This window comes from Methylocaldum sp. GT1BB, assembly GCF_051027545.1.
Classification (GTDB): Bacteria; Pseudomonadota; Gammaproteobacteria; order Methylococcales; family Methylococcaceae; genus Methylocaldum.
Genome location: NZ_CP194902.1, coordinates 306,873 through 323,924 on the forward strand (window position 1 = coordinate 306,873; position 17,052 = coordinate 323,924).

Consider the following 17,052-nt stretch of genomic DNA (forward strand, 5'->3'; position numbering starts at 1 on the left):
ATGCGGCTCGTTCGCCGGGACTGGCGCACGACGGCGCTGTTCGTTGCCACCGTGCTCGTGGCGCTGACCTTTGCCGATCCGAAACTCCCGCTGCCGCTTCGGGTCTATCGCTATGCCTTCGTCATCGACATCACGCAAAGCATGAATGTCCGCGATTACCATGTCGCAAACATGCCGGCGGACCGGCTCAATTTCGTCAAGGAATCGATCCGGCAGGCGGTGCATGATCTTCCGTGCGGCTCGGAAGTCGGGCTCGGACTTTTCACCACTCAGAGCGTTCAATTACTGTTCGAACCCATAGAAGTGTGCGAACACCTGCGCGTGATCGACGATGTGCTCGCCCATGTCGACTGGCGCATGGCCTGGGCAGCCAACAGCTTTGTCGCTCAAGGCGTTTATGCCGCTATCCGGGACGTAAAAAACCGAGATCCCGGCATTCGGCTGGCGCTCTTCACCGACGGCCAGGAAGCACCGCCGCAAACAATACGACCGACATTTTCCGGAAAACCGGGAGAAATCGCTGGCTTGATCGTGGGTGTGGGCGGATTGCATCCGACCACAGTGCCGAAATACGATCGCGAAAACCGGCTCATCGGTTATTGGGAAAACACCGATATCGCGCAAATGCCGGAATCCAGCACAGCCTACGAAACAACCGAGACCGTACCCCGACCGCCGCGCGAAGGCTATTATCTTTCCTGGCTGGACGAAAACCATCTACGCGAACTGAGCGCGACAACCGGCCTCCGCTATCATCGTCTGGAAACGCCGGAAGGTCTCATGGACGCATTACGCGCCCCGGAATTCGTCGAGCGCCGCACGACCAAAACCGACATTCGGTGGCTGCTAGGCATCGCAGCACTCTTGCTGTTCGCGACGGTCTACTTGATTGATGGTGGCGAAGCGTCAAAGAGGACTTGAGCGATGTCTTTCGGGAAAATTCTCATCTACGTCGGTATCGGCCTGTTTCTGCTCGGATTGGTCCTATCCTACGCCCCGGGACTGTTCGGCTGGTTCGGAAAGCTTCCCGGTGATATCCGGATTCAGGACGAAAACCGGTACATCTTCATCCCCATCACCTCCATGATCATCATCAGCCTCGTGTTGACTCTGCTGATCAACCTGTTCTTTCGTCGCTAGCCGGCGTCACAACCGCCGAGCTCGAGTCCGCTCGCGTCCATCGTCGCAGCTTCATCTAGCCGCGTGAACACCAGCACGGGTTTCCGCTAATGCCATATCAACTTATTGTTTTATTAGCATATTCTGTAACTCCTTTGGTCACGACCCGGTACGTTAACCCGGTATTCGGGAACAAGAATCCGCCCAGAAAGCGGCCGCGGCATGGAAATTTCAGTACATCCCGTAGGGTTACCGAAACACACCCGAAACCTGCCCCCCACCAAGGGCGACAGAGAAACGTCCCGTCGCGCGGGGAAACTTAAGTGACCGCGCGACGGCAAACGAATTGGCCAAACCTCATTAACGTCACCGAGCGAGGTAACACATGCGTAAATCGTTTTACCCCCTAAGAACGTGTTTCGTATTGATTACTGCCACGGCCACTCCACTAAGCGCCTTTTCCGAGCCTCCCGCCGGACGTCTCCTTGCCGCGCAATGCGCGCAATGTCACGGAACCGACGGTTCGGGCTACGAGTCGCTGGCAGGGGAGTCTGCCGACGAGTTGTATGACGAGCTGATCGAAAGAAAGTACCGCCCGGTCGAGGACATCATGGACAGGCAAGCCCGCGGTTATACCGATGATCAACTACGGTTGATCGCCGACTACCTTGGCTCGCTTCCGCGAGCCTCGTCCTCGGACGACTAGCCTCCTACCGCAGGACCAATGACGCCAACTCCCGACAGGAGAGACTAAATATGACTGCTTTCAACAGACGGCAATTTCTAAAACTCGCCGGCGCAACCTCGCTTGTTGCGGCCATACCCAGAAGTTTGAGCGCCGCGACACCGCTCTCGAATCGAGTCGTCATCATCGGCGGAGGCTTCGCTGGCGCAACGGCCGCCAAATACCTCAAACATTGGGACAATACCATCGATGTCACCCTGGTTGAGCCCAACGCCACACACTACGCCTGTATTTTGTCCAACCTGGTCATCACCGGCGCCATCTCGATGAACCGGATCAACCTAAGCTACGACGGTTTAAGAAATCGAGGCGTCAAGATCGTCCAAGCCATGGCTGCCGCCATCGACCCGGTCGGTAGCAAGGTGGGTCTGTCGAATGGCGCCACACTAGACTACGAGCATCTGATCCTTGCGCCCGGCATCGACTTCATCAACCCGAATCCGGCCGGAGCCGAACGTCTGTACGACCCGAACCTGACGCCCCACGCCTGGAAAGCCGGGCCCCAGACTACCCTGCTCAAGAATCAATTGGCGGCCATGCCGGACGGTGGCGTGTTCGTCATGAACGTCCCCAAAGCGCCCTATCGCTGCCCACCCGGCCCATATGAGCGTGCATGTATCGTCGCCGCTTATCTGAAGCGCAAGAAGCGACGTTCGAAGATCATCGTGCTGGATGCGAACCCAGACATCGTGGCCGAGCCGCATACATTCGGCACGGCATTCAGCCAGACCTATGCAGGAACGCTCGAATACCACGCCAACGTAGGCATTACCCAAGTCAATTCATCGCTCAAGACAATAGACACCACGATCGGCGCGTTGTCGGCGGACGTGCTCAACATGATTCCCAACCAGAAAGCCGGACAGATCGTCTTCGACGCCGGCGTGGTCAACGATCCGACGGGCCGATGGGCGACGGTCGATCCGCTGACTTACGGTTCAACCGTCTACGAAAACATCTATGTGATCGGCGATTCTCAGGCAACGGCACAACCGAAGTCCGGCCACATGGCGAACTCCCAGGCCAAAGTTTGCGTCGACTCGATCATCCGCGCGTTCGTCGGCGAAACACCGGACCCGCAGCCGACGACCAATTCGGCCTGCTTCAGCCCCATCACCGAGACCGAAGCGTCGTGGTTGACTGCGGTTTACCAATACGATCCGACAACGCACAGCATGAAGCGCGTCGAGGATTCGTTCGGCGAAGCGGCGGAGCCGTCGTCGGAAAATTACGAGCACATGTTCCATTGGGCCGACAACATCTTCGCCGATTCGTTTAGGTAGGGCGGCGACCCGCTTTCCACAAGACCGGCCACGCGAGGCCATAAAACCGAAGGCCAGCCTAACGCTGGCCTTCATCTTTTCTGAAATGCTAGCTCGATTCGGTAATCAAAATTTCATATTGCGCCCCTTGAAAACTAAATCCGCATCGCTATATTGTTAGCAGCTCTCGACAGAGAGTGCTAACACTACAGTGTTTTTTTGAGGTTCAAACTTCTTCAAGGAGAAAACAGTCATCATGAAAATTCGTCCCTTGCATGACCGTATCGTCGTAAAACGCTGGGAAGAAGAAAAAACATCCCCGGGCGGAATCGTCATTCCCGACACCGCAAAGGAAAAGCCGATCAAAGGCGAAGTGGTTGCTGTAGGAAACGGAAAAGCCCTGGATAACGGTCAAGTGCGCGCACTGGATGTAAAAGTCGGTGACAAAGTCTTGTTCGGCAAGTATGCCGGTACCGAAGTCAAAATCGACGGCACCGAATATCTGATGCTGCGCGAAGACGACATCATGGGCGTATTCGAAGCCTGATCCACGACCTAACGTTCAGACTGATTTTGGAGGAATTAACTGATGGCAGCTAAAGAAGTCCGTTTTTCCGATGACGCCCGTCAGCGCATGCTGGCCGGGGTTAACGTTCTGGCCGACGCAGTGAAGCAGACCCTGGGCCCGAAAGGCCGTAACGTCGTGCTGGAAAAGAGCTTCGGCGCACCGACCGTCACCAAAGACGGCGTTTCGGTCGCAAAAGAGATCGAACTGAAAGACAAGTTCGAGAACATGGGCGCTCAGATGGTGAAGGAAGTCGCCTCGAAGACGTCCGACGTCGCCGGCGACGGCACCACCACGGCAACCGTCCTGGCTCAGGCCATTGTCCGCGAAGGCTTGAAATCCGTAGCGGCGGGTGCAAACCCGATGGATATCAAACGCGGCATCGATCAGGCGGTCGGCGTGGTCATCGAAGAGCTGAAGAAACTCTCCAAGCCCTGCACCGACAGTAAAGCCATCGCCCAGGTCGGCACCATCTCCGCCAACTCCGACGAGAGCATCGGCAAAATCATCGCCGACGCGATGGACAAGGTGGGCAAGGAAGGCGTGATTACCGTTGAGGAAGGTTCCGGTTTGGACAACGAACTGGATGTTGTCGAGGGTATGCAGTTCGACCGCGGCTATCTCTCGCCCTATTTCATCAACAGCCAAGAAACCATGAGCGTCGAGCTCGAAAACCCGTACATCCTGCTGCACGACAAGAAGATCTCCAACATCCGCGACTTGCTGCCGCTGCTCGAAAAAGTGGCGAAATCCGGTCGTTCGCTGTTGATCGTCGCCGAGGATGTCGAAGGCGAAGCGTTGGCGACCCTGGTAGTCAACACCATGCGCGGCATCATCAAGGTTTGCGCCGTTAAGGCGCCGGGCTTCGGCGATCGCCGCAAGGCCATGCTGGAAGACATCGCCATCCTGACCGGTGGCCGCGTCATTTCCGAAGAACTGGGCCTGAGCCTCGAAAAAGTCGACCTGGGCGATCTCGGCAGTGCGAAGAAGATCCAGATCAACAAGGAAAACACCACCATCGTCGACGGCGCCGGCAAAGCGGAAGACATCAAGGCTCGCGTCGAGCAGATCCGCAAGCAGATCGAAGACACCACCTCGGACTACGATCGCGAGAAACTGCAAGAGCGCGTGGCCAAGCTGGCCGGCGGCGTTGCCGTGATCAAAGTCGGCGCAGCCACCGAAGTCGAGATGAAAGAAAAGAAAGCCCGCGTGGAAGACGCGCTGCACGCAACCCGCGCTGCGGTTGAAGAAGGCATCGTTCCGGGCGGCGGCGTCGCTTTCATCCGTGCTCAAAACGCGCTGAAGGATCTGCAGGGCAAGAACCACGACCAGACCGTGGGTATCGCCATCCTGCGCCGTTCGATCGAGGAGCCGCTGCGTCAAATCGTGACCAACGCGGGCGAAGAAGCTTCGGTCGTCCTGAACCGGGTTCAGGGAGGCGAAGGCACCTTCGGCTACAACGCTGCGACCGGTGAATACGGCGACATGATTCAGATGGGTATCCTGGACCCGACCAAGGTCACCCGTTCCGCGCTGCAGAACGCCGCGTCCGTGGCCGGTCTGATGCTCACCACGGAAGCCATGGTGGCCGAACAGCCGAAGAAAGAAAAAGGAGCCGGCATGCCCGGTGCCGGAATGGAAGACATGATGTAATCGGTTGCTTCCACGACCGAGAACACCAAAGCCCCGCCGAAAACGGCGGGGCTTTTTCGTCTGATCTTATCCCGTTTTTCTATATCAAAAGTTGTTTTTAGAATTTTTAGGATTGAATCTCGTGTGTTACCTTATCCGTCACGGTTTCTACCCCGATACGACATGAGTACTCAATTCTTCGATCTCGATCAGCTTAAAGGCGAACTGGCCGGAAAAAATCCCCGCGCGATTCTCAAGGCGGCGCTGACATGGTTCGACAACATCGCCATTTCCTTCAGCGGCGCCGAAGACGTGGTATTGATCGACCTAGCCAGCAAGCTCAAGCCGGGCATTCAGGTCTTCACCTTGGATACCGGTCGCTTGCATCCCGAAACCTACAGATTGATCGAGACCGTTCGGGAGCGCTACCCCATTCGGCTGGACGTTCTTTCGCCGGATCGCGTGCAACTGGAAGCTTTAGTCAGAGAAAAAGGCTTATTCAGCTTCTACAAAGACGGCCATCACGAATGTTGCAGCATCCGCAAGGTCGAGCCGCTTCGCCGGAAGCTTAGTCAGCTGGACGCCTGGATTACCGGTCAGCGACGCGACCAAAACCCGACTCGGGAAAATTTGGCCGAGATCGAGCTTGACGAAGCTTTTTCCACGCCCGACCATCGCCTGATCAAATTCAATCCGCTCGCGAACTGGTCGTCGGCGCAGGTGTGGGATTACATCGAGGCCTACGACGTGCCCTTCAACGAACTGCATCGTAAAGGTTTCGTCAGCATAGGCTGCGAACCTTGCACTCGGCCGATTCTGCCCAATCAGCATGAGCGCGAAGGCCGGTGGTGGTGGGAAGATGCCGGGAAGAAGGAATGCGGCCTACATGCCGGGAATCTGAAAACAGCTGAAAAAGCTTGAGGATCAACACCGGCCTTGGCGCATCACCAAGCCGGGCATGCGAAAACTAGCGCACCGGCAGCGCGATATTCTCGAACAAGGCATCGACGTCTTTTTGTTCCCGCTGGGTCATGGCTTGTTCCACCAATTCCCGCGTCAGATGCGGCGCGAATAAGCGGATGAACTCGTAAATGAATCCGCGGATGAACATATCCCGCCGCAGCCCGATCTTCGTCGTGCTCAAACCGAACATATGACTGGCATCGAGCGGAATCAGATCGGCGTCCGCGACAGGGTCGTAAGCCATCTTGGCAACGATTCCGACTCCCAAACCGAGCCTTACATAGGTCTTGATCACGTCCGCATCCACCGCAGTCAAAGCTAACTGGGGATGCAGATTTGCCTTCTCGAACGCCTGATCCAGCTGCGAACGTCCGGTAAATCCGAAGACGTAAGTCACGATGGGATACTCGGCGACATCCTGCAAAGTTAGCTCCGCCTTTTCCGTCAATGGATGCCCCTGCTGTACCAAGACACAGCGATTCCACTGGTAACACGGCAGCATGACGAGATTCTCGAAGAGTTCCATCGCTTCGGTGGCAATCGCCATATCGACAACCCCGCGCGACGCCAATTCGGAAATCTGCATCGGCGTGCCCTGGTTGATATTGAGCTTGATCCCGGGGTAACGACGCATGAACTCCTTTATGGCGGGAGGAAGCGCATAGCGCGCCTGCGTGTGCGTAGTGGCGATGGACAGCGAACCGACCTTATTGTCGCGGTGTTCCTGCGCGATATTCTTTATATCCTGGACCTTGCCCAAAATTTCTCCGGCAATCGCCACAATCTGCTTGCCGGCTGCGGTAATCTCCGTCAGGTGCTTGCCGTTCCGCGCGAAAATCGGAAGCCCCAGTTCATCCTCCAAAAGCCGGACTTGCTTGCTAATTCCGGGCTGCGACGTGTAGAGGCTGTCCGCCGTCGCAGAAACATTCAATTCGTGCTGCGCAACTTCCCAGATATAGCGTAATTGCTGCAATTTCATGGCGTCTTCGGCGTCATCCCGAGTGAACGAGGGAAACAAAAATTATACTCTTTTCAATAGCATCATTTCGCAAAGCTCAACTCTAAGGCTGAATTAATCGCGAAAAGCTACCAACCTCGAGCAGCCCCGAATTTCGGCAAATACTCTATCTCTAGGTAAGATCTGCGAGGACTGCTAAACGCCTGTCACCGTTGCCGGTATCGTTTCCGACGAACCGGTTCCCGCTCCACCTCAAAACCGACTCGAAACTGCGGAGCGCTTGTATTTCGGGTGCCTCAGGGACAGGAATTCTTGAAAGCATGGGTCGAGTCGGACTTCCGTTGCGGTGAAGCTGGACAAGTGGGATACGACGCCGTGGCAGGCCATCGGAGCATCAAATTCCGATCGGTGGCCGTAACCACCGTAAAAGGCGAAGGCAAGGGGTACATCGACCGCGGCCATGCGGTCATTTACCGCGGCACCTACGAAAAGTTTCGCGACGAGGACGGATACATCTTTCCACGCGGGGAGCGGATCGCGGCGTGCGAACGCACTTCCGCATGATTACCGAAGATCCTTATGAAGACGATTTCATCGGGATCGAGCCGTATATCTTACAAGACCCCGCAGCCTGGTGCGCACATCCCGGCACGCGCCGCCCAGTTCAGTTTTCCAAGAGCGGACGACAAATCTTGAGCGATTGTGAAAACAGCAGCGGCAGCTGCTGAAACGTGTTCGGTTCAAGACCGACTGTTCACGACAAAAAGGCGCTGCTGACTTCAACAGCGCCCTCGACAGCGGAGATTGAGACTTTTCAGTTGAGGCGACGAAAAGACGAATTATCGAACCCGATTGAACTCCCCGCCGTATAACTCATCGCTAGCCACGACCTTCCGATTATTTTTCGAGATATTGCATCTTGTCCGGTTTGCCGTTCCACTCGTCCGCATCTTCCAAAGCTGGCTTGACTTCCGTGATGCTTGGCCACACTTTCGAAAGCTCCGCGTTCAATTGGATGAATTGTTCCTGGCCCTCCGGAACTTCATCTTCGGAATAAATCGCGTTCGCGGGGCATTCGGGCTCGCATAAAGTGCAGTCGATACATTCATCAGGATCGATGACTAGAAAATTCGGCCCCTCGTGAAAGCAGTCGACCGGGCAAACATCGACGCAATCGGTAAATTTGCACTTGATGCAGTTTTCGGTTACTACGAAAGTCATTTCAAATTTTCCTGTAAGCTGTATGGGTTACCAGATAACAGCCTGTTTCGCTCGTTATTGGACTCGGCTCTATGCGTGCAGTTTCACCGCCCCGCCAAACCCGTTCCAATCTATCTTGCAAGCAGCAGTGACGGGCAGCCTCTTGAAATTAAGAGGCGCATTTTACATGCACCTGGGGCAATTCCCAAGCAACCCCCGCCGATATCGTCTTTTCCGGTTCAAGGCAAATTGATCGGTCCCGTGAATACCCAATCGTTCTGTTGAACAGTCGTGTGGCAGCCGACGCATTCCTGTACAAAATTCGCGTCCTTGCCATAAGGTTCCTGCTTCTCTCCCAGCCAGCGGGCAAAACCCCAGCCGCCCGTTGAAGCATACTTGGCTGAATCCTTGATCATGAACTCGGCATGGACGAATTCACCCGGCACCATGGCCGTGGGATATTTGGGATGGTTTTTTTGCTTTACCACCAGCTTGGCCAGCACCGCTCCATCTGGCCAAGGATTGGTATTTCCGGCTCTCGCCGCAGCAATAGCGACATCATTACCTAAAATGGCACGGAGCGTACTGGTTTCCGGACGCTGAGAAACGGCGATTAGCCGCCAATCTTTATAATTCTGCGGGATCGTAATCCCATTCGGAGCCGGTGCTACATTGGACTGTTCCGCCCAAGCAAACGTCGCGATGACCGCGGCCCCCAAGATCATCATAATTCTTTTCACTGCAAAATCTCCTCTGAGAGTCGTAAAACTTGCCCCCTAGCGAAGACGAACACACGTTAGCACCGGCACTTCACTCGGATAAGGTAAATCCAGCGCTACCGATCGTCGAACCTTGCCAAGGTGTTGCGTCTAGCGGGTGCCGGGGACAAAGGCAGCCGATTTTCGGTCTTTTTGTCCAAGCCTGCAATCCGCAAACCTAGGCCGATTGACAGAGTAGCGTACCGTCTCTTAATATTCATCGAGCACGCATATTAAGTGCAATAAACGCGATTTACGCGTTTTTTTATGCGCGTAAAGATGCATTAATGCTACATGATTGACAGAAACCCATAGTTTTGGAGAACTCTAAATGAGCCAAAGTCTTTTTGAAAAGCTGGGGGGCGAAGCTGCCGTAGACGCTGCCGTCGATATTTTTTACCGCAAGGTCTTGAGCGACGACCGAATCGCGCATTTCTTCGAAAGCGTCGACATGGAGGCACAAGCGGCCAAGCAGAAAGCATTCTTGACCATGGCGTTCGGCGGTCCTCATCACTACTCCGGTCTCGACATGCGGCGAGGCCACGCTCATCTTGTCAAGAACGGATTGAACGACGCTCATTTTGATGCGGTGATGGAAAACCTGGCCGCGACCATGCAGGAACTCAAAGTTCCGGAAGAACTAATTGCCGAAGCTGCGGCCATCGCCGAAAGTACTCGGAACGACGTTCTCGGTCGATAACCCGCGGCTTATTCTGGGGAAGGGTCTCGATGCCGAACATCCGCTACGATGGACAAATCTATTCGCTACGCGACGGTCAGTCCGTTCTTGAGTGTTTGACCGAGCACGGCGCATCCGTGCCGTTCGGTTGTCGCGCCGGTATTTGCCAAGCCTGTCTGATGCGGGCGGAGGTCGGGCGTCCACCGGAAGCTTCGCAAAAAGGACTGAAGCCGACGCTAAAAGCCAAGAATTACTTTCTGGCGTGTATTTGCAATCCGGAAGAAACCCTTTCAGTCTCGTTGCCTGGCAACGAGCTTTCCAGGACCCCCGCGACGATTGTGGGCATGGAGCTTCTAAACGCCGAGATCATGCAGGTCAGCCTGAAAGCCCACGAACAGATCGAGTATCGGGCCGGTCAATTCATCAACCTGTATCAGGGCGAGAATCTGGCGCGAAGCTATTCCGTCGCCAGCCTACCGACCGAAGATCCTCATATTCATATCCACGTACGGCGAGTACCACAAGGGAAAGTGAGCAATTGGGTGCACGACGCCTTGCGCCCGGGCGACACGATCGACATTCAAGGTCCAGGCGGCGATTGCTATTACCTACCCGGATCGCCCGAACAAGGCCTGCTGCTGATCGGCACGGGCAGCGGACTGGCGCCGCTGTACGGCGTCGTTCGTGACGCTCTCGCCCAGGGCCATATCGGACCGATCAGGCTCTTTCACGGCAGCCGGACTCCGAACGGTCTCTACCTAACCGATAAACTGCGAGAACTTACCAGAGCCTACTCCAATTTCGAGTACACAGCCTGTCTTTCGGGCAGCCACGTTTCGAAAGAATTCGCAAGCGGAAGGGTTCACCAGATCGCGTTGAATGAGGTGCCCAACTTGACAGGATGGCGAGTTTTTCTGTGCGGACACCCGGAAATGGTGAAAGCCGCTCAAAAGAAAGCCTTCCTGGCAGGCGCATCCATGAAAGACATCGTGTGCGACGCGTTCACGTCACGTGTGATTCCCAGCTGATCGAAAAAACTCGGAGCCTAGCGGGTCCCGGGTTTGGCGTCGGCAGGAACGTGAACCGCCGCGACCATCCCTGCCCCTGATATCGACGGAGACGTGAGATGTGGAGGCTACCTTCAGGCCGCTCCCGTCGAGTAGATGTTGCCCAGGGTGGTGCGAAACCGACCGAGCGTAAAAAATACCTTCCTCAGTCATCATCTTCCTCGATGGTCACCTGAGTGCCATCCGCCGAAACAAAAACCTCGATCTTCTTGTTCCTTTCGTCCCGTCCCTCGAACTCGTATCCGGCGGGGCCAATTCCCTTAGTGACCGATTCGACCTCGTCCGGTTTGAAATTGGGCAGCCTCGCTTTCAATGCTTCACGCGCGACGATGGGGACCTCCTCCAACGGAATCTCGGTCTCGGCCTCGACCAATGTCCCTTCGGGCGTCACCTCAACCTCTACTTTACGATTCGATGAATCACGTCCCTTCAGTTCGTAAATGGCCTGGCCCTTTTCCGTTTCCGTCTCAGCTTTCTCCCATTGGACTCCAGGCACCGCCTTGTCTGCCGTTGCTCTTACGGCTGGCGGCACTTGATCCAAAGGAACCTTCTTCTCGCCTGAACTCCCGGAGCCGTCACAACCGGTAAGACTGACGAGACACAATAAACCGAAGGTGATAAATCTCATGATTCGAACCCTCCTTGTCCGTCCGATGAATAGAAATGCGCCGCTCATCGCCTTGGCTATTTGGGCAGTGAGCAGCCTCTCGTTCGAGTGATGTAAGCAACAAGCGCAAGTACCGTCAATTGGGACAAATCCCTAACGCAGAACGGCCGAAACCACGCCTGAAGACCGCGCCATGCCGAAATGGGCACTAGTCCCAGGCCCCCTGGACTATCGGAAATGTCGCCTTAAGCTACGCCGACCGCCTTAGTCTTGAACGATGCGATAACATCCTCTCTTTCGATCAACAGAAACTGAACATGAAAGCAAAACGATGGCCCCTGTCGATACGCGTACTGATAGGCGTCGCGCTGGGGGCGTTACTCGGCGTCGTCGGTGGTGATGAAGCTTATCTTTGGGGCCTTCGAAACGACCATCTCGGGCAGCTCGGAATGCTCGTGATCCGACTCTTGAAAGCGCTTGCCGTGCCGCTCATTCTATTTGCGATTCTCGATGCATTTGCGCGAACCCATATATCCGCAAGAAGCGGAGGACGGCTGGTGACGATTTGCCTCATCAACGTTTCGGTCGCTTGCATGATCGGCTTGCTGCTGATGAATGCGATAGAACCCGGGCTGGCATGGCAGGACAGGATCGAGCAACTCACCGCCCAACTTTCCGGAAATTCCGCTCTGGCGAGCTCAAACGCGGTCCCGGCGGCAACCCTCAACCCATTGAAGAACCTCGGCGCCTATATCCCTCAAAGCCTGATCGAACCGCTTGCCGGCAATAACGTGATCTCGGTAGTTCTGCTCGCCTTGCTATTCGGCGCCGCCCTACGCTGGCTTAAAGATCGCCAAGGCGAGAGCGATATCGCAGACATTCGACCGTTGGAAGGATTTGTATCCTCGGCCTATCAGATTCTAGCCAAGGTGCTTTCTTGGGTTGTCGAAGCCGTTCCGTTCGCAGTCTTCGGCCTCGTAGCTCAAGTCGTCGGAAAAACCGGTCTGGAAATCTTCGCCGATTTAGGCGGGTTTCTCGGTGTTATAAGCCTTGGCCTGGCTTTGCACGGCCTCGTTTATTATCCCTTGGCGGCATGGCTGGCGGGTGGAAAGCCACCGCACATTTATCTGAAGCAAGGCGCGGATGCCATCATGACCGGCTTATCGGCAAACAGCAGTTTGGCGGCCATGCCCGTTACCTTGCGGTGCCTGAGGACCATCGGCGTCTCGGACTCATCTGCGCGCATCGCGGTTTGCGCCGGAACAAATCTTAATAACGACGGCATCACGCTGTACGAGGCTATGGCGGCACTGTTCCTGGCACAGGCATTGGGTTACCGGGCTTGGAGCCGGACAACAAGCCATTATTGTGCTCTCGGCGCTTATGGCGGCTATCGGCGTCGCCGGAATTCCGGAAGCGGGATTGATTATCCTTCCACTGGTGCTGAGTGCGTCAGGTTTGCCGGAGACAATCGTAGCCGCAGCGATACCTCTGATCGCGCCGGTCGACTGGATCCTCGCGAGACTCCGGTCCGGGGTAAACGTGCTCGCCGATATGCTCGTGGCGATCTTGCTCGATGCTTGGGAAGGACGCGGATTAGACCGCGAAAAAAAGCGTAGCCGCGGATAACGGCTACGCCTTGTTTAAATGAGCCGAAGCGGCGTTAGCCGTTGATCCAATAGTGGGTCAAAATGCTCGCGGCATAGCCGGCGATAATGGCCGGCGTCCAGCGCAGATGGCTGAAAAAGGTATACATGCCGCGCGACGTCCCCATGAGGGCCACACCCGCCGCCGAACCGATGGACAGCATGGTTCCGCCCACGCCGGCGGTCAAGGTCACGAGCATCCACTGATAAAGGTCCATATCGGGATTCATGCTCAGCACCGCGAACATGACCGGAATGTTGTCGACGATGGCCGAAAGCACGCCGATCAGAATATTTGCCGTCGTCGCCCCGAGTCCATCGTACATCGCCTCGGAAACCAGTTCCAAATAACCGATGTAGCCCAAACCGCCCACAGCGAATACCACGCCGAAGAAAAACAGCAGGGTATCCCATTCCGCATCGCGAACATTGGCGAATACATCGAACCTCCCATTCTCGGCGCTGTACAACAGTTTCAAGCGGTATCCATAGAACATCAGAAAGGAAAGTCCCACCATCATGCCCAGGAACGGCGGAAGATGCAGAAATTGCTTGAAGCTAACGGCGGTCACGATGGTGAGAGCGAACAAGCCGCAAACGATTAGGGCGCCGTCCTTCATCTTGACCTGCTCCTCATCGGGGAAACTGGGTGCTTCGTCCGGTATGGCGAAGTGCATGAAGGCGGCGGGCACAGCGAAGTTTACCACCGACGGAATGAACAGCTCGAAAAAGTCGAAGAACTCCGCCTTGCCGGCCTGCCAGACCATTAGCGTGGTGATATCGCCGAAGGGGCTGAACGCGCCGCCCGCATTAGCCGCGCTCACCAAATTGACAAAACCCAAAGCTACGAAGCGTGGGCTATTTGCACCGACAGCCATCACCACAGCACCCACCAACAGCGCGGAAGTCAGGTTGTCAGCTACCGAGGACAGGAAGAAAGTGATCACCCCGGTGATCCAGAAAAGCTTGCGATAACCGAATTTACGGCTCACCAGCCAGGAACGCAGGGCCTCGAACACATTTCGGTCGGCCATGGCATTGATGTAGGTCATAGCGACCAACAAGAACAGAAACAGCTCGGCATACTCGCGGAGATCGTGCTCGAAGGCCTTGTGCACCTTCTCCGATGGAACGCTGTTGCTGGCGGCCAGATAAGCCACATGCGCCCAAATGATGCCGGCGGCAAGAATGACCGGCTTGGATTTTCGCAAATGGGTAAACTCTTCGGTCATCACGAACCCGTACGCGATGATGAAGACCAAGACGCAATAAAGGCCCCGTTGGGTACCGGTCAGCCCCAAGACCTCCGATCCTTCGGCCGATGCCAAACCGGGCACAAGAAATAGCAGCGAAAGTAAAACGAATGCGCGTAACAAAGCTAAGCCCTCTTCGGTGTTTTTGAAAAACGTCTGTGCCACTGCCGTCAAGCAGCACGACCCCCCAGTCAAAACAGCCCTGCATTATATATATAGAAGGGCTAGCGAATGAATAACCAAGCACTTTTTCCGCACTTCGGTTCAGGTGCACTTGTGACGGAAGAACGGCGTTTACAGGCAGAGTCGATATGAAGTAAATTCATAGATATATCCAGTTTTATTATTTTTTCCTATTAACGGCTCCATGTTATAGTTTTTCCCTACTGAATTACTCAGGCTTTTCTCTCGCCTAGGCAGACGGATTTCTTCCATATATGTACCAGTACGACAATTACGACCAGACCTTAGTGAATGAGCGCGCCGCTCAATTCAGGGGTCAAACAGAGCGGTTCTTGAAGGGAGAACTCAGCGAAGATCAGTACCGGCCTCTTCGCTTGATGAATGGTTTATACATCCAAAAACACGCGCCGATGCTGCGCATTGCCATTCCTTATGGCCTGCTCTCGTCGCGCCAACTGCGGATGTTGGCTCATATCGCGCGAACCTATGACAAGGGTTACGGCCACTTCACGACGCGACAGAACATTCAGTTCAATTGGCCGAAACTCGAGGACGTGCCGGATGTTCTGAGCGAACTCGCTACGGTACAGATGCATGCGATCCAAACGAGCGGCAACTGCATCCGCAACGTCACCAGCGATCATCTTGCGGGAGTCGGCGGAGACGAACTCGAGGACCCACGCCCTTATTGCGAAATTATCCGGCAGTGGTCCACCCTCCATCCGGAATTCAGCTTTCTGCCGCGCAAGTTCAAGATTGCCGTCAATGGTGCGGCAAAGGATAGAGCCGCAACCCAGCTACACGACATCGGTTTGCAGCTCGTCAAGAACGATCGGGACGAGATAGGTTTCGAAGTTCTGGTAGGCGGCGGCCTCGGGCGCACACCGATCATCGGCGTGACAATCCGCCCGTTTCTCGAGAAAAAGCACCTGCTGTCTTATCTGGAAGCGATTCTCCGCGTTTACAACCGCTTCGGACGTCGCGACAACAAATTCAAGGCGCGAATCAAGATCCTGGTGAAAGAGCTGGGAAAGGAAAAGTTTACCGAAATGGTCGAAGCCGAGTGGGCTGCAATAAAGGACGACCTGCTCCTGGATCTCGAAGAAATCGAGCGGATCAAGACGTTCTTCCAACCCGCGCCCTACGAGACGCTAGCCGACAATCCCTTGTTAGCGGAAAAAACGGCCCACGACAGCCAGTTTGCCGCTTGGTTCCGCCATAATACCTTCCCTCATAAAATGCCGGGTTATCGGGTTGTCTTCGTGTCCCTGAAAACACCGGGAAAACCTCCAGGAGATCTCAGCGCAAGCCAAATGGATGTAATTGCCGATTTAGCCGACCATTACAGTTTTGGCGAAATTCGAGTCACCCACACCCAGAATCTCGTTCTGGCCGACGTTAAACAGGCGGATTTGCACGACTTATGGCAGCGCCTTAAATCTCTTGAACTGGCGACACCCAATATCGGCACGGCGACGGATATCATCTGCTGCCCCGGCCTCGACTTTTGCTCATTGGCAAATGCGACATCGATTCCTATCGCTAACGGCATTCAGCAGATCTTCGACAATTTGGACTATCTCTACGATCTAGGCGATATCCGGATCAATGTCTCGGGTTGCATGAACGGTTGCGGACATCATACCGTCGGTCATATCGGCATTCTGGGCGTCGATAAAAAAGGGGAAGAGTGGTACCAGATTACCCTGGGCGGCTCATCCGGAAAGGATGCTTCCCTCGGTGAACGCCTAGGTCCCTCCGTAGCCAAGGACCAGGTTTGCCATGCGATAGAAGCCATCTTCCAAACTTACCGAGAGCATCGACTGGAAGACGAGGCATTTCTTGAAACGGTTAGACGTATCGGTATGCGACCATTCCAGGGGCGAGTTTATGGAGATAATTAAAGACGGCCATATCGTCGCAAACGACTGGCGGCACTTGAGCGACGACGAAGCCTTGCCGGAACAGGCTGTAACGGTTTCGCTGCTCCGCTGGAAGAACGAAAGGGATCGCCTGCTCGCTTGCAGCGTCCCCTTGGGGCTGCGCCTAAACAGCGACGACAGTCTCGAAGAAATTGCAGATGATCTTAAGTACTTCTCGATAATCGTCTTGGAATTTCGCCAGTTCACAGACGGCCGAAGCTTTTCTCTGGCTCGGCTTTTGCGGGAACGTTACGGTTTTAACGGCGAGCTTCGCGCCCGCGGCGATTTTCTCAGGGATCAGATGTTTTTTCTGAGTCGGGTAGGCGTAAACGCCTTCGAACCGAACGGCTCCGCGAATGCGCAAGAACTGCTGCCCGCATTGCAGGAGTTCACGGTGAAATATCAAGCCGCCGTAGACGTTAAAGAACCACTTTATCGGCGGCGTAAATAGCTGGGAAGCTCGGGCAACTCAAATACGCTCGACAAACAATAC

The 17,052-nt window shown here is 55.2% G+C and carries 18 protein-coding genes and 1 pseudogene; 14 read left to right on the top strand and 5 right to left on the bottom strand.

The features are described 5' to 3' along the window. The 7 genes from ACR2TX_RS02610 (at position 1) to ACR2TX_RS02640 (ending at position 6,244) form a co-directional block, all read left to right on the top strand. Positions 1 to 921 (top strand): VWA domain-containing protein, encoded by a 921-nt coding sequence (locus tag ACR2TX_RS02610; protein ID WP_086135167.1) that lies wholly within the window; start codon positions 1 to 3, stop codon positions 919 to 921. A 3-nt stretch (positions 922 to 924) separates the two neighbouring features. Further along, positions 925 to 1,140 (top strand): DUF2905 domain-containing protein, encoded by a 216-nt coding sequence (locus tag ACR2TX_RS02615; RefSeq protein ID WP_086135166.1) that lies wholly within the window; start codon positions 925 to 927, stop codon positions 1,138 to 1,140. Between the two features lie 364 nt (positions 1,141 to 1,504). Then, positions 1,505 to 1,825: a c-type cytochrome gene (locus tag ACR2TX_RS02620; RefSeq protein WP_077728445.1), complete on the top strand. Its 321-nt coding sequence runs from the start codon at positions 1,505 to 1,507 to the stop codon at positions 1,823 to 1,825. A 50-nt stretch (positions 1,826 to 1,875) separates the two neighbouring features. Beyond that, positions 1,876 to 3,147, top strand: a complete 1,272-nt coding sequence (locus tag ACR2TX_RS02625; RefSeq protein ID WP_086135164.1) for an FAD-dependent oxidoreductase — start codon at positions 1,876 to 1,878, stop codon at positions 3,145 to 3,147. Positions 3,148 to 3,382: 235 nt separating this feature from the next. Continuing rightward, a complete protein-coding gene (gene groES, locus ACR2TX_RS02630) occupies positions 3,383 to 3,673 on the top strand; it encodes a co-chaperone GroES (protein WP_077728447.1) in 291 nt (96 codons plus the stop codon). A 42-nt stretch (positions 3,674 to 3,715) separates the two neighbouring features. Then, positions 3,716 to 5,344 carry a chaperonin GroEL gene (gene groL, locus ACR2TX_RS02635; protein WP_077728448.1) on the top strand — a complete coding sequence of 543 codons (1,629 nt, stop codon included), beginning with the start codon at positions 3,716 to 3,718 and terminating at the stop codon, positions 5,342 to 5,344. Positions 5,345 to 5,506: 162 nt separating this feature from the next. After that, a complete protein-coding gene (locus ACR2TX_RS02640) occupies positions 5,507 to 6,244 on the top strand; it encodes a phosphoadenylyl-sulfate reductase (protein ID WP_434131118.1) in 738 nt (245 codons plus the stop codon). Between the two features lie 46 nt (positions 6,245 to 6,290). Here ACR2TX_RS02640 and cysB read toward each other — a convergent pair whose 3' ends face one another. Continuing rightward, complete coding sequence (gene cysB, locus ACR2TX_RS02645) at positions 6,291 to 7,265, bottom strand: HTH-type transcriptional regulator CysB (protein ID WP_077728450.1); 975 nt, start codon at positions 7,263 to 7,265, stop codon at positions 6,291 to 6,293. Between the two features lie 291 nt (positions 7,266 to 7,556). On the opposite strand from cysB, the gene ACR2TX_RS02650 reads away from it, so the two are divergent. Then, a complete protein-coding gene (locus ACR2TX_RS02650) occupies positions 7,557 to 7,808 on the top strand; it encodes a hypothetical protein (protein ID WP_434131121.1) in 252 nt (83 codons plus the stop codon). Positions 7,809 to 8,141: 333 nt separating this feature from the next. Here the strand turns inward: ACR2TX_RS02650 and fdxA are convergent, their stop codons facing one another. Then, positions 8,142 to 8,465: a ferredoxin FdxA gene (gene fdxA / locus ACR2TX_RS02655; protein WP_077728452.1), complete on the bottom strand. Its 324-nt coding sequence runs from the start codon at positions 8,463 to 8,465 to the stop codon at positions 8,142 to 8,144. Between the two features lie 218 nt (positions 8,466 to 8,683). Beyond that, the gene (locus ACR2TX_RS02660) at positions 8,684 to 9,184 is read right to left on the bottom strand and encodes a cytochrome P460 family protein (RefSeq protein ID WP_240507101.1); all 501 of its coding nucleotides are present in this window, start codon (positions 9,182 to 9,184) and stop codon (positions 8,684 to 8,686) included. Positions 9,185 to 9,533: 349 nt separating this feature from the next. On the opposite strand from ACR2TX_RS02660, the gene ACR2TX_RS02665 reads away from it, so the two are divergent. Further along, on the top strand, positions 9,534 to 9,902 hold the full coding sequence (locus ACR2TX_RS02665) for a group I truncated hemoglobin (RefSeq protein WP_077728454.1): 369 nt from the start codon (positions 9,534 to 9,536) through the stop codon (positions 9,900 to 9,902). A 29-nt stretch (positions 9,903 to 9,931) separates the two neighbouring features. Then, positions 9,932 to 10,909: an FAD-binding oxidoreductase gene (locus tag ACR2TX_RS02670; protein WP_077728455.1), complete on the top strand. Its 978-nt coding sequence runs from the start codon at positions 9,932 to 9,934 to the stop codon at positions 10,907 to 10,909. 184 nt (positions 10,910 to 11,093) lie between these two features. Here the strand turns inward: ACR2TX_RS02670 and ACR2TX_RS02675 are convergent, their stop codons facing one another. Continuing rightward, positions 11,094 to 11,576: a PepSY domain-containing protein gene (locus tag ACR2TX_RS02675; protein ID WP_133717645.1), complete on the bottom strand. Its 483-nt coding sequence runs from the start codon at positions 11,574 to 11,576 to the stop codon at positions 11,094 to 11,096. Between the two features lie 296 nt (positions 11,577 to 11,872). On the opposite strand from ACR2TX_RS02675, the pseudogene ACR2TX_RS02680 reads away from it, so the two are divergent. After that, a pseudogene (locus tag ACR2TX_RS02680) lies at positions 11,873 to 12,832 on the top strand (dicarboxylate/amino acid:cation symporter); the annotation flags it as partial. 106 nt (positions 12,833 to 12,938) lie between these two features. Continuing rightward, complete coding sequence (locus ACR2TX_RS02685) at positions 12,939 to 13,184, top strand: cation:dicarboxylate symporter family transporter (RefSeq protein WP_434132394.1); 246 nt, start codon at positions 12,939 to 12,941, stop codon at positions 13,182 to 13,184. Between the two features lie 34 nt (positions 13,185 to 13,218). Here the strand turns inward: ACR2TX_RS02685 and nhaD are convergent, their stop codons facing one another. Next, positions 13,219 to 14,577, bottom strand: a complete 1,359-nt coding sequence (nhaD, locus tag ACR2TX_RS02690) for a sodium:proton antiporter NhaD (protein WP_133717643.1) — start codon at positions 14,575 to 14,577, stop codon at positions 13,219 to 13,221. Positions 14,578 to 14,891: 314 nt separating this feature from the next. Between nhaD and ACR2TX_RS02695 the strand changes: the two genes are divergently transcribed. Both ACR2TX_RS02695 and ACR2TX_RS02700 read left to right on the top strand, forming a co-directional pair. Continuing rightward, a complete protein-coding gene (locus tag ACR2TX_RS02695; RefSeq protein ID WP_086135162.1) occupies positions 14,892 to 16,541 on the top strand; it encodes a nitrite/sulfite reductase in 1,650 nt (549 codons plus the stop codon). Beyond that, positions 16,528 to 17,010 carry a DUF934 domain-containing protein gene (locus tag ACR2TX_RS02700; protein WP_077728460.1) on the top strand — a complete coding sequence of 161 codons (483 nt, stop codon included), beginning with the start codon at positions 16,528 to 16,530 and terminating at the stop codon, positions 17,008 to 17,010. Before ACR2TX_RS02695 ends, ACR2TX_RS02700 begins: the two co-directional genes overlap by 14 nt. Positions 17,011 to 17,052 lie beyond the last annotated feature (42 nt).

What these genes read in the sequence shown, in the direction of transcription:
- ACR2TX_RS02695 (WP_086135162.1), top strand. Translation starts at nt 14,892, where the DNA reads ATGTACCAGTACGACAATTACGACCAGACCTTAGTGAATGAGCGCGCC.
- cysB (WP_077728450.1), bottom strand. Translation starts at nt 7,265, where the DNA reads ATGAAATTGCAGCAATTACGCTATATCTGGGAAGTTGCGCAGCACGAA.
- ACR2TX_RS02610 (WP_086135167.1), top strand. Translation starts at nt 1, where the DNA reads ATGCGGCTCGTTCGCCGGGACTGGCGCACGACGGCGCTGTTCGTTGCC.
- ACR2TX_RS02665 (WP_077728454.1), top strand. Translation starts at nt 9,534, where the DNA reads ATGAGCCAAAGTCTTTTTGAAAAGCTGGGGGGCGAAGCTGCCGTAGAC.
- ACR2TX_RS02700 (WP_077728460.1), top strand. Translation starts at nt 16,528, where the DNA reads ATGGAGATAATTAAAGACGGCCATATCGTCGCAAACGACTGGCGGCAC.
- ACR2TX_RS02620 (WP_077728445.1), top strand. Translation starts at nt 1,505, where the DNA reads ATGCGTAAATCGTTTTACCCCCTAAGAACGTGTTTCGTATTGATTACT.
- ACR2TX_RS02640 (WP_434131118.1), top strand. Translation starts at nt 5,507, where the DNA reads ATGAGTACTCAATTCTTCGATCTCGATCAGCTTAAAGGCGAACTGGCC.
- groES (WP_077728447.1), top strand. Translation starts at nt 3,383, where the DNA reads ATGAAAATTCGTCCCTTGCATGACCGTATCGTCGTAAAACGCTGGGAA.
- fdxA (WP_077728452.1), bottom strand. Translation starts at nt 8,465, where the DNA reads ATGACTTTCGTAGTAACCGAAAACTGCATCAAGTGCAAATTTACCGAT.
- ACR2TX_RS02625 (WP_086135164.1), top strand. Translation starts at nt 1,876, where the DNA reads ATGACTGCTTTCAACAGACGGCAATTTCTAAAACTCGCCGGCGCAACC.
- ACR2TX_RS02615 (WP_086135166.1), top strand. Translation starts at nt 925, where the DNA reads ATGTCTTTCGGGAAAATTCTCATCTACGTCGGTATCGGCCTGTTTCTG.
- ACR2TX_RS02675 (WP_133717645.1), bottom strand. Translation starts at nt 11,576, where the DNA reads ATGAGATTTATCACCTTCGGTTTATTGTGTCTCGTCAGTCTTACCGGT.
- ACR2TX_RS02670 (WP_077728455.1), top strand. Translation starts at nt 9,932, where the DNA reads ATGCCGAACATCCGCTACGATGGACAAATCTATTCGCTACGCGACGGT.
- groL (WP_077728448.1), top strand. Translation starts at nt 3,716, where the DNA reads ATGGCAGCTAAAGAAGTCCGTTTTTCCGATGACGCCCGTCAGCGCATG.
- ACR2TX_RS02685 (WP_434132394.1), top strand. Translation starts at nt 12,939, where the DNA reads ATGGCGGCTATCGGCGTCGCCGGAATTCCGGAAGCGGGATTGATTATC.